Origin of the sequence: Cellulomonas sp. NTE-D12, assembly GCF_027923705.1 — a bacterium.
Lineage (GTDB): Bacteria > Actinomycetota > Actinomycetes > Actinomycetales > Cellulomonadaceae > Cellulomonas.
In genome coordinates this window covers 551,462-564,978 of record NZ_AP026442.1, presented here as the reverse complement: position 1 = coordinate 564,978, position 13,517 = coordinate 551,462, and the positions used below count along the sequence as shown (strand labels likewise).

General features: G+C 72.8%; 13 protein-coding genes. 12 read left to right on the top strand and 1 reads right to left on the bottom strand.

Annotation, left to right across the window (positions count from 1 at the left end; translation table 11 throughout):
* Positions 1-189: 189 nt before the first annotated feature.
* The 5 genes from QMF98_RS02640 to QMF98_RS02620 all read left to right on the top strand — a co-directional run bounded on the left by QMF98_RS02640 (position 190) and on the right by QMF98_RS02620 (position 3,464).
* Positions 190-1,020 (top strand): SDR family oxidoreductase, encoded by an 831-nt coding sequence (locus tag QMF98_RS02640; RefSeq protein WP_337974529.1) that lies wholly within the window; start codon positions 190-192, stop codon positions 1,018-1,020.
* Positions 1,021-1,096: 76 nt separating this feature from the next.
* Positions 1,097-1,444 (top strand): VOC family protein, encoded by a 348-nt coding sequence (locus QMF98_RS02635; RefSeq protein WP_291761493.1) that lies wholly within the window; start codon positions 1,097-1,099, stop codon positions 1,442-1,444.
* A gap of 130 nt (positions 1,445-1,574) precedes the next feature.
* The gene (locus QMF98_RS02630) at positions 1,575-2,582 is read left to right on the top strand and encodes a phosphotransferase (protein ID WP_337974528.1); all 1,008 of its coding nucleotides are present in this window, start codon (positions 1,575-1,577) and stop codon (positions 2,580-2,582) included.
* 80 nt (positions 2,583-2,662) lie between these two features.
* Positions 2,663-3,076 (top strand): nuclear transport factor 2 family protein, encoded by a 414-nt coding sequence (locus tag QMF98_RS02625; RefSeq protein ID WP_337974527.1) that lies wholly within the window; start codon positions 2,663-2,665, stop codon positions 3,074-3,076.
* Between the two features lie 166 nt (positions 3,077-3,242).
* Positions 3,243-3,464 carry a hypothetical protein gene (locus QMF98_RS02620; protein ID WP_337974526.1) on the top strand — a complete coding sequence of 74 codons (222 nt, stop codon included), beginning with the start codon at positions 3,243-3,245 and terminating at the stop codon, positions 3,462-3,464.
* A 180-nt stretch (positions 3,465-3,644) separates the two neighbouring features.
* Here the strand turns inward: QMF98_RS02620 and QMF98_RS02615 are convergent, their stop codons facing one another.
* Positions 3,645-4,157: a flavodoxin family protein gene (locus QMF98_RS02615; RefSeq protein WP_337974525.1), complete on the bottom strand. Its 513-nt coding sequence runs from the start codon at positions 4,155-4,157 to the stop codon at positions 3,645-3,647.
* A gap of 243 nt (positions 4,158-4,400) precedes the next feature.
* On the opposite strand from QMF98_RS02615, the gene QMF98_RS02610 reads away from it, so the two are divergent.
* The 7 genes from QMF98_RS02610 (at position 4,401) to QMF98_RS02580 (ending at position 13,517) form a co-directional block, all read left to right on the top strand.
* Positions 4,401-5,168 carry an SDR family NAD(P)-dependent oxidoreductase gene (locus QMF98_RS02610; protein ID WP_337974524.1) on the top strand — a complete coding sequence of 256 codons (768 nt, stop codon included), beginning with the start codon at positions 4,401-4,403 and terminating at the stop codon, positions 5,166-5,168.
* Positions 5,169-5,491: 323 nt separating this feature from the next.
* The gene (locus QMF98_RS02605; protein WP_337974523.1) at positions 5,492-6,520 is read left to right on the top strand and encodes a LacI family DNA-binding transcriptional regulator; all 1,029 of its coding nucleotides are present in this window, start codon (positions 5,492-5,494) and stop codon (positions 6,518-6,520) included.
* 69 nt (positions 6,521-6,589) lie between these two features.
* Complete coding sequence (locus tag QMF98_RS02600) at positions 6,590-7,858, top strand: sugar ABC transporter substrate-binding protein (protein ID WP_337974522.1); 1,269 nt, start codon at positions 6,590-6,592, stop codon at positions 7,856-7,858.
* Between the two features lie 42 nt (positions 7,859-7,900).
* Positions 7,901-8,878: a carbohydrate ABC transporter permease gene (locus QMF98_RS02595; RefSeq protein WP_263731553.1), complete on the top strand. Its 978-nt coding sequence runs from the start codon at positions 7,901-7,903 to the stop codon at positions 8,876-8,878.
* Entirely contained in the window at positions 8,875-9,690 is an 816-nt protein-coding gene (locus tag QMF98_RS02590; RefSeq protein ID WP_337974521.1) for a carbohydrate ABC transporter permease, read from the top strand. Before QMF98_RS02595 ends, QMF98_RS02590 begins: the two co-directional genes overlap by 4 nt.
* A gap of 87 nt (positions 9,691-9,777) precedes the next feature.
* Complete coding sequence (locus QMF98_RS02585; RefSeq protein WP_337974520.1) at positions 9,778-11,724, top strand: glycoside hydrolase family 127 protein; 1,947 nt, start codon at positions 9,778-9,780, stop codon at positions 11,722-11,724.
* Positions 11,721-13,517, top strand: coding sequence for an amylo-alpha-1,6-glucosidase (locus QMF98_RS02580; RefSeq protein ID WP_337974519.1), 1,797 nt, complete (start codon positions 11,721-11,723; stop codon positions 13,515-13,517). The genes QMF98_RS02585 and QMF98_RS02580 overlap by 4 nt, the downstream gene beginning before the upstream one ends.

Below are 13,517 nucleotides of genomic sequence, written 5' to 3'. Positions count from 1 at the left end.
CTTGCGTACCGGAGGAACCTCCGCTTATGGTGGTGACCACAAACGATAGTCGCCTCCGTTACAGGGTACGCGTACCCGGTCGGAGCGTCGACCGCCGGTCCCCGCTCGGCCACCGGCACCCCGTCGCAGCCCGCAGCCCGCACCCCGTGCCCACCGGCGCAGCGTCGGCATCTTTCGAAGGGAACCACCATGAAGACCTGGTTCATCACCGGCACGTCCCGCGGCTTCGGCCGCGAGTGGGCGGTCGCCGCCCTGCAGCGCGGGGACCGCGTCGCCGCCACCGCCCGTGACGTCTCCACCCTCGACGACCTGGTCGAGCGCTTCGGCGACGCGGTGCTGCCGATCCAGCTCGACGTGACGGACCGAGACGCCGACCTCGCCGCCGTCGCGCAGGCACACCAGCACTTCGGCCGCCTCGACGTCGTGGTGAACAACGCCGGCTACGGGCAGTTCGGCTTCATCGAGGAGCTGTCCGAGGCCGAGCTGCGCGACCAGCTGGAGACCAACCTCTTCGGCGCCTTCTGGGTCACCCAGGCTGCGCTCCCCTACCTGCGCGAGCAGGGCGGCGGGCACATCGTGCAGGTGTCCTCGATCGGCGGGATCGTCGCTGCCCCCGGCATCGGGGCGTACCACGCCTCCAAGTGGGCGCTCGAGGGGTTCAGCGAGTCGCTGGCCCGGGAGGTCGCCGGGTTCGGCATCCACGTGACTCTGGTCGAGCCGGGCGGGTTCGCCACGGACTTCGCCGGCCCGTCGGCCCGGCAGGCCGCGCCCCTGCCGGCCTACGAGGAGGCGCACGCCCAGGCGGCGGCCTGGCGCGCGACCCGGGTGGCCGACCGAGGCAACCCGAGGGACACGGCCGAGGCGCTGCTCCGGGTGGTCGACGCCGAGAACCCGCCGCTGCGCGTCTTCTTCGGCGCGGCGCCGCTCGGCATGGCCACGGCCGACTACGAGGAGCGCGTGGCTACCTGGCGCGACTGGCAGCCGGTGTCGCTGCTCGCGCAGTACGGGGCGGGCGCCTGACCCGTCCCGGTGGCCGCCCGGCACGTTCCCGCCGACCGCCCTCCCCCACCACCCTTCCCACCGTGAGGAGATCCCCATGGCCACCTTCCGTGGACTGACCTTCGATGCCTACGACGCGCAGTCGACCGCCCTCTTCTGGGCCGCCGCGCTGGGCCGTGACGTCGCCCCCGGCGCCTCGTCGGCGCATGCCGAGCTGCTCGACGACGCCGCGCAGGGTCTGCCGCGCATCGTCTTCGAGCAGGTCACCGACGGCCGACCGGCCCGCAACGCCCTGCACCTCGACCTGGTGACGGCCGACCTGCTGCGCGAGTCCGAGCGACTGGTGCGGCTCGGCGCCCGCCGCCTCGGCGGCGTCAGCGCCGGCAGCGGGTGGGTCACGCTGACCGACCCCGAGGGGAACGCGTTCGACCTGATCGCGGCCTGATCGCGGCCGGAGCAGCACCCGGTCCGACGAGGCCCGGTCGTCCACGGAGGGTGGACGGCCGGGCCTCGTTCGTCGGTTCGGCCCGCTGGATCCGCGCCGGACCAGGCGGAGCGCGGTTACCGTCTGCGCCATGCGGCCTGGGGTGGCGAGCGCTGGACCGACCGACCGCGCACTGGCGTGGGCGACGGACCGGCTGCTCGAGCTCGGCACGGCGCCCACCGGCACGCCGGAGCTGGTCAAGCGACGGCCCTGGTCGGCGGTGCACCGGCTACCGGTGGACCGCGGGGTGGTGTGGGTCAAGGCGTGCGGCGGCCGGACCGGCTACGAAGCGCCGCTGAACCGGGCCCTCGCGGCGTGGGTCCCGGACCTGGTGCTCACCCCGTTGGCGACGGACGACGACGAGGGCTGGCTGCTGCTGCCGGACGGTGGGACGCCGCTGCGTGAGCGGGCCGACGGGGCGGAACCGGCGGGCTGGACCCGCTTCGTGCGCCGGTACGCCGGCCTGCAGCGGGCGGTGGCGGCGCACACCCCGGAGCTGCTCGCGCTCGGCGTCCCTGACCATCGACCCACGGCACTGCCCGCGCTGCTCGACGAGCTGCTGGACGACCCGCTGCTGCCGCTCGACGGCGTTGTCCGGGCCGCCCTGCTGCGCCTGCGGCCGGCGTTCGCGGACGCCTGCGCCGAGCTCGCGGCCGGTGGCGGCACGCTCGGGCGCGAGCCGGTCAGCGTGCAGCACGACGACCTGCACCCCGGCAACGTGCTGCCCGCTGACCGACCGGGCCGCCCCGACCGGTTCTTCGACTGGGGAGATGCCTGCGTCGCGCACCCCTTCACCAGCCTCCTGGTGACGCTGCGCAGCATGGCCGCCACGTCGGGGCTGCCCACCGACCACCCCGCGCTGCGCGCGACGCGCGACGCCTACCTGTCCGGGTGGGAGGTCGAGGGACCCGAGGGGGTGCGACTGGCCCGGCTCGCGGCGTGGACAGGGTGCGTCGGGCGCGCGCTGGCGTGGCGACGGGCGCTGCACGGCGCACCACCGCAGGAGGCGGCCGAGTGGTCCGACGCGGTGCCCGGTTGGCTCGCGGAGCTGCTCGAACCGACGCCCGCCTGGTTCGAGGACGGTACGGCCGGCGGCTGAGGTGGTGTGTCGGTGGTCGGCGCGATGCTGGCCCGGCGGCGCACCCGTCGGGCGCGCGACGACATCGGGGAGGGGTCGAGATGGCGGACGACGAGCTGACCGGGCTGATGCGATCGCTGGAGGAGCGGTTCTGGGACGCGATGGTGGAGCGGGATGCCGCGGCGGCCGCCGCGCTGTGCGACGAGCCGACCATGGTGGCCGGGGCCAGCGGTGCCGCGACGATCGACCGGGCGATGTTCACGTCGATGCTGATGTCGGACAGCTGGGTGCTGCGCTCGTACGAGATCACGGACGTGGTGGCGCACAGGGTGGCGGACGACGTCGCCGTCGTCGCGTACCGGGTGCACGAGGACCTCGAGGTGGACGGGGAGGACGTCTCGCTCGACGCCGCGGACACCTCGACCTGGGTCCGGCGGGACGGGACGTGGGTGTGCGCGCTGCACACCGAGTCGATCCTCGGCGACGCCTTCGGACGGGATCGCGCGACGAGCTGACCGCACCGCGGGACGCGGTGTCCCGAGCAGCGAGATTCGCGTCCGACCAGGCAGGTCATGAGTCATAGGCCTTAACGCCCATGACATCATGGTGGCGTCCCGCGACCATGGGACACGTCGGCAACCCCGGCACCCGTCGCCACGCACCCACAAGGAGCGCACCACCATGACCACGCTGTCCCTGGCGCGCGTCGAGCCCCAGCTCGCCCGCCGTGCCGCCGCCCGCATCCGCGACCTCGGCGAGCAGATCTACTTCGGCCGCACCCCCAGCTACGGCCCTGACCGGGCCGGACGGCTCGCCTTCGTCGGCTACGTCGTCGGCAGCGTGGTGGCCTGGTCGCTCGCCACGCTCCTGGTCACCGGGGTGCTGGCCGCCGTCCTGCGCTGACGCAGCAGGCACCAGTCACAACGAGACGCCCCGGACCGTTCGGTGGTCCAGGGCGTCTCGCCGTCTCGATCGGGCTGCAGCCTTGCGCACCCGGGCCGCGGCAAGGCGGCCGCTGCTCGTCGGGCTGTGACGGCGAGCGGCTGGCGCGGAGCGCGAGCTGACGGCCGACGCGGGTGCGGCCTAGCGGCTGTTCACCAACAGCCCCAGGTCGGCACCCCAGCGCTCGGCGCGCTCCAGCTCACCGTCCTTGAGCGGGCCGGTGCTGTCCTTCACCCAGAACGTCTCCGGGTCGGACACCTCGGGGAAGGACAGGCGCTGCAGCGCCTTGGCGACCTTGTGGGCGGCGGAGCCGGGCAGCGGCGCCCGGACACGCGTGTCGAAGGCGGCGACCATCGTGCCGACGCCACCCGGGTGCACCGTCTCCAGCCACTCGCGGACACCCCGGCCGGTCGAGACGATCGTGCCGCCCGGCGCCTGCTTGACGGCATCGGCGCGGGTGCTGGCGCGGCTCATGCCGAAGGCGTGCGTCGGTGCGCCGACCACGAGCAGGTCCAGCTCGGCGGAGATCTCGTCAGGCGCCAGGCCCACCTCCGTCACCTCGACGTCGACGTGCTTGCCGAGACCGGCCGCCACGGCCTGCGCGATCTGCTGGGTGTTGCCGAACATCGACTCGTACACCACGAGTGCCTTCATCGCCCGTCCTCCGAACGCTCCGTTGCGGTCTGGTGACCCCTCCAGCGTTTCTCGCTGGTCAGAGGACCGCCAGGGCCGAAGGGCCCTCCCGCGAGCGGCCCGCGCGCACCGGGCGCCACGCCCGCGGGCTTCACCCCGACGGGGTGGTGGGACCGCTTGTCGGTACCCTCCGGCACTCCTAGCGTCGGCACTGAGGGCGGGCGACCGGCCGGGTCGTCCGGACCCGCGTCGAGAGGGACGACGATGTCTCCTGCAGCTGCACTGGTACCCGGTCGGTTCGACGGCCGGACGGTGATCGTCACCGGGGCGGGCTCCGGCATCGGCAAGGCGACGGCGCTCCGGCTGGCCCGTGAGGGGGCCACGGTGGTGGCGACCGACGTCGTGGAGAGCCGGCTGACCGAGCTGGTCGAGGAGGACCCGGGGCTGACGTTCGTCACGGTGCCGGGCGACATCTCCGCACAGGAGGTGGTGGACCGGGTGGTCGCCGCGGCCGGTGGGCGCGTGGACGGCCTGGCCAACGTCGCCGGGATCATGGACGCGTTCCTGCCGCCCGCCGAGGTGGACGACGAGACGTGGGAGCGGGTGCTGCGGATCAACCTGACCGCCCCCATGCGCACCACCCGGGCGGTCCTGCCGCTGATGCTCGCGGCGGGCAAGGGCGCGATCGTCAACGTGTCCTCGGAGGCGAGCCTGCGGGCCTCGGCGTCCGGCGTCGCGTACACGGCCTCGAAGCATGCGGTGAACGGGCTGACCAAGGCGACGGCCGTCTTCTACAAGGGCGACGGGGTGCGGTGCAACGCCGTGGCGCCCGGCGCGGTGGCGACCAACATCGAGGCTCCGTTCCACTCGGCGCACGCCGGTGCGGTGCTCGGCCCCTTCATGCAGGCGATGGTCACCTCGGTGGCGCAGCCGGACCAGCTCGCCGCGCTGATCACGTGGCTGCTGTCCGACGACGCGAGCAACGTCAACGGCGCGGTGATCCCGTGCGACGGCGGGTGGTCGGCGATCTGATCGCAGCGGCGGGGCGTCGCCGTGGGGGACGACGCCCTCGCCGTGATTCGCGCGCGTCGACGCCTTCGTCGGACTCCGTGGCGAACCGGTTCTCCGCGAGAGAGCGCCCGAGGCGATCCGGGCGGATGAGTTCGCGACAACGAGGGTGTCAGTTCTTGGGCGCCTGATCGACACGTCGCTGCAGGTCAGGCGCACTATCGCCGCCGGAAGGTCTTCCCGCGCGTCGGGATCCGGCGTGACGGGCGCCACATTCGTGCTTGCCTGACGCGCTCGCGTGTGCGTAATCTGCGAACCGGTTCGCTGCCGCACCGTGAGGATGGACGATGACGACGATCGGGGACGTGGCCCGCCTCGCGGGTGTCTCCCGCAGCACGGCCTCGAACGTGCTGTCCGGGAAGAAGTCGACGTCGTCGGAGATCCAGGAGCGCGTCCGCCGCGCCGTCGAGGAGCTGGGCTACACGCCCAACGCCGGCGCACGCGCGCTGGCGACGGCGCAGACGCAGGTGATCGGCCTGCTCGCGCAGTTCTTCGAGGACGAGTTCGCCCCGGCGATGCTGCAGTACATCCTCGGCGTCTCCAACACCGCCCGGGAGCTGGGCTACGACATCCTGCTGGTGTCCGAGCCGGACGGCGCCCGGGCGCTGAAGCGGATCACGGACTCGCGGATGGTCGACGGCGTGGTGCTGCTCAACGTCGCCGACCGCGACGACCGGCTCGAGGTGCTGCGGGCCGCCGAGCAGCCCGGCGCGCTCGTCGGGCTCCCCGCCGACCCCCGCCACCTCGACGTGTTCGACCTCGACTTCGCCGAGGCCGGTCGTCTCATGGTCGAGCACCTGGCCCGGCTGGGGCACCGCGAGCTGCTGCTGGTGTCGCAGCCGGAGCACGTGGTGGAGCGCGGCGGTGCCTACGTCTGGCGCCTGGCGGACGCGGCGGCGGAGGAGGCCGAGCTGCGCGACGTGAGGCTGCACGCGATCTTCGGCTCCTCGCACCAGCCGGACGTCGGGCGGGACCTGCACGCGGCGCTGGACGCCCACCCCGGCGTCACCGGCCTGCTGGTGAACAACGAGGCGGCGGCCGCCGCGCTGCCCGCGGTGCTGCGCGAGCGCGGCCTCGGCTCTCCCCAGGACATGTCCGTCATCGGGCGCTACTCCGACGAGTTCGCCCGCACCTTCTCGCTGCCGTTCTCCTCGATCGAGAGCGCACCCGACCGCCTGGGGCAGATGGCCGTGCGCCAGCTGGTCCGCCGGATCGAGTCGGCGGCGGGACGCACAGAGCCGCACGTGGTCCGGTTCATCTCGCCGGAGCTCGTGGACAGGGGGAGCACAGCGGCGCCGCCCACCGGCGCCCGCTGACCGTCATGCGCCGGCGGCCCACCCACCGGCGCAGCTGCACTCATCACTGATTCAAGGAGGAACCCCGTGATGCGCATCTCCACCCACCGGCGCGCCCTCGGCGCGCTGGGCATCGCCGTGACGGTCGCCAGCCTGGCGGCCTGCTCGTCGAGCGCCGGCACGGCCGGCGGCGCGACCGCCAGCGCGGCCGGCGGCAGCAAGACCTACACCTGGTGGGACCCGTACCCCCAGCACGACGCGTCGTCCAGCTGGGCGAAGCGCGTCCAGTCCTGCGGCGACGCCGCGGGCGTCACCGTGCAGCGCACGGCGTACGACACCACCGCCCTGACCAACCAGGCGCTGCTCGCCGCGCAGGAGGGCACCGCACCGGACGTGATCCTGCTGGACAACCCGGCGGTCTCCACGCTCGCGGACACCGGCATGCTCACCACCACCGACGAGTTCGGCCTCGACACCTCGAAGATCGACCCGAACCTGCTCGCGGCCGGCCAGATGAACGGCAAGACGTACGGCATCCCGATCGGCGCCAACACGCTCGCCCTCTACTACAACAAGACGATCCTCGACGCGGCCGGCATCGACCCGACGTCCATCAAGGACTGGGACAGCCTGACCGCCGCGCTGCAGAAGGTGAAGGCCGCCGGCCACAAGGGCATCACGTTCGCGGGCATCGGCACCGAGGAGGGCTCGTTCCAGTTCCTCCCCTGGTTCTGGGGGGCCGGCGCGAAGCTGACCCAGCTGGACTCGCCGGAGGCGACCGCGGCGCTGCAGCTGTGGACCGACTGGGTCAAGCAGGGCCTGGCGCCGAACTCCGTCATCCAGAACTCGCAGAACACCACCTGGGAGGAGTTCCTCACCGGCGACTTCGCGTTCGGTGAGAACGGCACCTGGCAGGTGGACGCCGCCAAGAAGGCGAAGTTCCCGACCGGCGTGATCACCATCCCGGCGAAGACGGGCGGCGCCGCGCCGGCCCCGACCGGTGGCGAGTTCATCGAGATGCCGGTGCAGAAGGACACCAAGCGGTACGCGACCACCAAGAAGATCGTCGACTGCATGACCAGCACCGACGGCATGGTGCAGACGGCGACCACCTTCGCCTACTACATCCCGCCGACGGCCGACGGGCAGACCGCCCTGCTGGCCAAGGACTCCTCGCTGCAGCCGTGGGTCGACGCGGTCAAGGCCGCCAAGGGCCGTACCAGCGACAACCTCGGCACCAAGTACCCGAAGATCTCCGAGCAGCTGTGGACCGCCGTGCAGAACGCGCTGTCCGGCTCGGCGACACCGGCCGACGCCCTCAAGGCGGCCCAGCAGAAGGCCGCTGCGGCCACCAAGTGACGCCCGGTCGCGGCTGACCGGCACGACGCAAGGACTGTCCTCATGGAATCCCTGACCACCACGGTCGGGACGACGGCACGGACGGCAGGTGCGACCCGCACGGGCGCACCTGCCGTCCGGCCGGACCGTCGGCCCGCCGCCAGCACCCGGTGGGCGGCGTTCGCGTTCATCGCCCCGCTGATCGTGTACCTCGTCGTGTTCTACGCATACCCGCTGTACCGGAACATCGACCTGAGCCTGCACGACTACACGCCGCGGGCCTTCGTCCAGGGCAACGCCGCCTGGGTGGGCCTGAAGAACTACTCGGACATCGTCGCCTCGAGCACGTTCGCGAAGGCGGCCGTGAACACGGCTCTCTTCGTGCTGCTGTCGATCCTGTTCCAGTACACGATCGGGTTGGCGCTGGCGGTGTTCTTCCGTACCAGCTTCCGGCTCAACGGCGTGCTGCGCGGCATGTTCCTGGTGCCGTGGCTGCTGCCGCTGATCGTCTCGGGCTCGTCGTGGGCGTGGATGCTCAACAGCGACAACGGCATCGTCAACTCGGTGATCAAGGCGTTCGGCGGCAGCCAGATCAACTGGCTCACCTCGCCGCAGTGGGTGCTGTGGTCGGTGATCATCGCCAACATCTGGCTGGGGATCCCGTTCAACCTGGTGATCCTGTACTCGGGCCTGCAGAACATCCCCGGGGAGCTGTACGAGGCCGCGTCCTTGGACGGCGCCAACGGCTGGCAGCAGTTCCGGCGGATCACGTTCCCCCTGCTGCGCCCCGTGTCCGCGGTGACGATCCTCCTCGGCCTGATCTACACGCTGAAGGTCGTCGACATCATCTGGATCATGACCAAGGGGGGTCCGGCGGACGCCTCGACCACCTTCGCCACCTGGTCCTACCGGCAGGCGTTCGGCACCGGCCAGCCCGCGTTCTCACCGGCCGCCTCCATCGGCAACGTCCTCATCGTCATCGCGCTGGTGTTCGGGTTCGTGTACCTCTACCTCCAGCGCCGGCAGGAGAAGCAGTCATGAGCAGGCGCAGCGGCTGGCGGACGGCGGTCGGCGTGGTCCTGACCGCGGTCATGCTGTTCCCCGTCTACTGGATGGTGAACGTCTCGTTCACGAAGACGTCGGACATGCGGGCGACACCGCCGCACTGGTTCCCCTGGGACCCGACGGTCGAGGGGTACCAGGCGGTGTTCCGGCAGCAGCTGCCCGCGCTCGGCACCAGTCTCCTGGTGGGCCTCGGCTGCGTGGTGCTGACCGTGGCCATCGCGGCACCGGCGGGGTACTCGCTGGCCAAGCTGCGGCCGCGCGGCGCCGGCGCGCTGAACTTCGTGCTGCTGGTGGTGCAGATGATCCCCGCCGTGGTGATGTCGATGGGGTTCTACGTCATCTACCTCAAGGCCGGGATGCTCAACACCGTCTGGGGCCTGATCGTCGCCGACTCGACGGTGGCGGTGCCGTTCGGCGTGCTGCTGTTCACCGCCTTCATGAGCGGGATCCCGAACGAGCTGATGCAGGCCGCCCGCATCGACGGCGCCGGGACGTGGCGGATGTTCCAGTCGATCGTCATGCCGATCAGCCGGAACTCTGCCATCACGGTGTCGTTGTTCGCCTTCCTGTGGGCGTGGTCCGACTTCATCTTCGCGTCGACCATCGACCGGAACGGCCGGCTGATCCCGATCACCCTGGGCATCTACAAGTACATCGGCAACAACACCACCGAGTGGAACTCGATCATGGCCACCGCGGTGATCGCCTCGATCCCGGCCGCGATCCTCCTGGTGGTCGCCCAGCGGTACGTCGCCGCGGGCGTGGTCGCCGGCGCCATCAAGGACTGACCGGCTCAGGTGGGCGCCCGGCCGCGCCGGGGCGTGCCCGCTCGTGCCCTCAACGTGCCCTCATCTCGACAACGGAGCTCTGCACCCATGACCTCGGACCTCGTCGACGCCGACCGCGCCGGCCTCAGCCGGCGGCTCGACCCCACGGGCGGTCGACCGGTGGTGCCCGCCCGCGGCGCGCTGCGTCCGCTCGGCCTGCACGAGGTGGCCCTGACCGACGGCTTCTGGGCCGGGCTGCAGCGGACCAACGCCGACGCGACGCTCGAGCACTGCGAGCGCTGGATGGAGCGGCTGGGCTGGCTCGCGAACTTCGACCGGGTCGCCGCGCGCGGCACCGCCGGGGCGGACCGGCCCGGCTGGCAGTTCTCCGACTCCGAGGTCTACAAGCTGCTCGAGGCGCTGGCCTGGGAGTCCGGCCGCACCGGCGACGAGCGGGCGGAGGCGGCGTTCCGGCGGCTCACCGCGCGGGTGGTCGCCGCGCAGGACGACGACGGGTACCTGAACACCTGCTTCGGGCACGCCGGCCAGCCGCCGCGGTACTCCGACCTGGAGATGGGTCACGAGCTGTACTGCACCGGCCACCTGCTGCAGGCCGCGGTCGCCCGGGTGCGGACCCGCGGCGTGGACGCCCTGGTCGAGGCGGCGCGGCGGGCCGCGGACCACGTGTGCACGACGTTCGGCGCCGACGGTGTGCAGGGCATCTGCGGCCACCCGGAGATCGAGGTGGGCCTGGCCGAGCTGGGCCGGGCGCTGGACGAGCCGCGGTACACCGAGCAGGCGCGGCTGTTCCTCGACCGGCGCGGGCACGGCACCCTCGCCGACATCCCGCTGGGCCGGGCGTACTTCCAGGACGACGTGCCGATCCGCGAGGCAGACGTGTGGCGCGGGCACGCCGTCCGGGCGCTGTACCTGTCGGCAGCGGCGGTCGACGTCGGCGTCGACACCGCGGACGACGAGCTGGTCGACGCCGTCGTCCGGCAGTGGGAGCGCTCCGTGGCCCGGCGGACCTACCTGACCGGCGGCATGGGCAGCCGGCACCAGGACGAGGGGTTCGGCGAGGACTGGGAGCTGTCGCCGGACCGCGCCTACTGCGAGACCTGTGCGGGGATCGCGTCGACGATGGTGTCGTGGCGACTGTTCCTGGCCAGCGGTGACATGCGGTACGCCGACCTGATCGAGCGCACGTCGTACAACGTCGTCGCCACCTCCCCGCGCTCGGACGGGCGGGCCTTCTTCTACGCCAACCCCCTGCACCTGCGGGCGGCGGGCCAGCCGTCCGACGACGACCAGGTCAGCCCCCGCGCCGAGGGCGGCAGCCGCGCGGCGTGGTTCGACGTGTCGTGCTGCCCCACCAACGTCGCCCGGACGCTCGCGAGCTGGCACACCTACGCCGCGGCCGTCCGCGGCCAGGAGCTGGTGCTGCTGCAGTATGCCGGCGGCCGCATCCGCACGACCCTCGCGGACGGGAGCACGCTGGCGCTGGACGTCGAGACGTCCTACCCGGACGACGGTGCCGTGGTGGTGCGGGTGCTGGAGGCACCGGCCACGCCGGTCACCCTGACGTTCCGCGTGCCGGCGTGGAGCCCGGACGCCGTGCTGAGCACGCCGGACGGTCCGCTGGGTGCCGACGGCGGGCGGTCGGTCTCCGTCGTGCGCGTGCTGCAGGCCGGTGACGAGCTGACGCTCCGGCTCGACGTGTCGCCCCGGCTGACCTGGCCCGACCGGCGGATCGACGCCGTCCGCGGCTGCGTCGCGGTCGAGGCCGGGCCGCTGGTGCTGTGCGCCGAGCAGACCGACGTGCCGGCCGGGATCGACCTCGCGGACCTCGTCGTCGACGCCTCCGTCGCACCGGTCCGCCGGGACGGCCGGGTCACCGTCGCCGCCACCGCCGTCCCGCCGGCCGAACGCACCTGGCCGTACGACGGAACGCAGGCCGGTGACCAGGGCGAACGCCTCGACCTGCCGTTGATCGCCTACCACCGGTGGGCCGAACGTGAACCTGGCGAGATGCGCGTCTGGCTGCCGGTCCGATGAGCGCCGCGACGAGTCCCGCGGTCGCGGGGGTGGACGCCGGGCCGCTGTTCGACGTGCAGGAGGTGCCGTTCAGCCGGCGCGGCTCCTGGCTGGACCTGTCGCCGGTGATCGGGCTGCACCAGCGGGCCGACGACGTGCACCTGGTGTCCCACCAGACCGGCATGCACCCGGTGCTGCGGTTGGTGCCGACGCTGGCCGGGGAGCGGGTCGCGACGACGCTGACCGCGACGCCGGGGGTGCTGACGTGGACGGCGGACGATGACGCGGCCACGGGCGGCGCGGCGGGCACCGTCGAAGCCGCCTTCGAGTCGGTCGACGCGGTGCGGCTGCGGGGTCGCGGGCTCGGTCTGGTGCTCGCCGACCCGACGTCGTCACTGACGCCGTTCACCGGCCTGTACCTGTTCCGGGACCCGATCGACGGGTCGGCGGTGCTGACGTCGTACGAGACGGGACGCCGCTACCGCATCACGGCGCTGACCGGCGAGCTGGACGTGCTCGGTGCCGAGGCGCTGGGCGAGGCGACCCGCACCGTCACCGTGGTCGGCGACGAGTGGGAGCTCGTCGTCGAGGAGCTGGAGACGGCCCGACCCCCCTACCGGCGGCGGCGGACGTTCGACGACGTCGTCACGACGAGCGCCCACGACTTCGCCACCTACCTCGACCAGGTGGCGCCGTGGCGCGACGGCTCGACGCCCGCCGCCGCCCTCGCCGCGTACGTGATGTGGTCCGCCACCGTGCGGCCCGCCGGCTTCCTGGGCCGCGAGGCCGTGCTGATGTCCAAGCACTGGATGGACAAGGTGTGGAGCTGGGACCACTGCTTCAACGCGCTGGCCCTCGCGCCGGGCCGACCGGCGGAGGCGCTCGACCAGCTGCTCCTGCCGTTCGACCACCAGGACGCCACGGGCGCGCTGCCGGACTCGGTGACGCACTCCGAGGTGCTGCACAACTTCGTCAAGCCGCCGATCCACGGCTGGGCCGTCGCCCGGCTGCGGGCCTCGCTCGACGAGCCGCTGGACGCCGCGACGCTGCGCGAGCTGTACGACGCGCTGGTCCGGTGGACGGACTTCTGGCTGACGTCCCGCCGCGTGCCCGGGCACGTGCTGCCGCACTACCAGCACGGCAACGACAGCGGCTGGGACAACGCGACGATGTTCGACACGGACCGGGTGGTGGAGGCGCCGGACCTCGCGGCGTTCCTGGTGGTGCAGCTCGACGTGCTGGCCGGGCTGGCCGACGAGCTGGGGTCGGGGCCCGAGACCGGCACGGACCCGGCGGCCGACGGTGCGCACCGGCGGACCGCCGCGGACTGGGCGGCGCTGCGCGACCAGCTCGCCGAGGCGCTGGTGGACCAGCTGTGGACCGGCTCGGCGCTGGTGGCCCGGAACCCCGTGTCGGGTCGCGGCAGCACCACCACCAGCCTGCTCCCCCACCTCGCGCTGCTGGCCGCCGAGCACCTGCCGGCCGACGTGGTCGACGCCCTGGTCGAGCAGCTGGACGCGTTCCTCACGCCGTGGGGACCGGCCACCGAGCGGCCCGACTCACCGCAGTACGAGCCCGACGGGTACTGGCGCGGGCCCATCTGGGCGCCGTCGACGATGCTCCTGGTGGACGGCCTGCGCCGGGCCGGCCGGGACGGGCCGGCGGACGAGGTCAGCACGCGGTTCCGGCGGCTGTGCGAGGCGCACGGGTTCGCGGAGAACTTCGACGCGCTGACCGGCGAGGGGCTGCGGGACCGCGCGTACACGTGGACGGCCAGCTGCTACCTGGTGCTTGCGCGCGAGGCGGTCCGCTGA

Excerpts from the sequence above, each read along its gene's own strand:
- QMF98_RS02580 (WP_337974519.1), top strand. The coding sequence starts at position 11,721 with ATGAGCGCCGCGACGAGTCCCGCGGTCGCGGGGGTGGACGCCGGGCCG.
- QMF98_RS02640 (WP_337974529.1), top strand. The coding sequence starts at position 190 with ATGAAGACCTGGTTCATCACCGGCACGTCCCGCGGCTTCGGCCGCGAG.
- QMF98_RS02625 (WP_337974527.1), top strand. The coding sequence starts at position 2,663 with ATGGCGGACGACGAGCTGACCGGGCTGATGCGATCGCTGGAGGAGCGG.
- QMF98_RS02630 (WP_337974528.1), top strand. The coding sequence starts at position 1,575 with ATGCGGCCTGGGGTGGCGAGCGCTGGACCGACCGACCGCGCACTGGCG.
- QMF98_RS02610 (WP_337974524.1), top strand. The coding sequence starts at position 4,401 with ATGTCTCCTGCAGCTGCACTGGTACCCGGTCGGTTCGACGGCCGGACG.
- QMF98_RS02600 (WP_337974522.1), top strand. The coding sequence starts at position 6,590 with ATGCGCATCTCCACCCACCGGCGCGCCCTCGGCGCGCTGGGCATCGCC.
- QMF98_RS02620 (WP_337974526.1), top strand. The coding sequence starts at position 3,243 with ATGACCACGCTGTCCCTGGCGCGCGTCGAGCCCCAGCTCGCCCGCCGT.
- QMF98_RS02595 (WP_263731553.1), top strand. The coding sequence starts at position 7,901 with ATGGAATCCCTGACCACCACGGTCGGGACGACGGCACGGACGGCAGGT.
- QMF98_RS02585 (WP_337974520.1), top strand. The coding sequence starts at position 9,778 with ATGACCTCGGACCTCGTCGACGCCGACCGCGCCGGCCTCAGCCGGCGG.
- QMF98_RS02590 (WP_337974521.1), top strand. The coding sequence starts at position 8,875 with ATGAGCAGGCGCAGCGGCTGGCGGACGGCGGTCGGCGTGGTCCTGACC.
- QMF98_RS02615 (WP_337974525.1), bottom strand. The coding sequence starts at position 4,157 with ATGAAGGCACTCGTGGTGTACGAGTCGATGTTCGGCAACACCCAGCAG.
- QMF98_RS02605 (WP_337974523.1), top strand. The coding sequence starts at position 5,492 with ATGACGACGATCGGGGACGTGGCCCGCCTCGCGGGTGTCTCCCGCAGC.
- QMF98_RS02635 (WP_291761493.1), top strand. The coding sequence starts at position 1,097 with ATGGCCACCTTCCGTGGACTGACCTTCGATGCCTACGACGCGCAGTCG.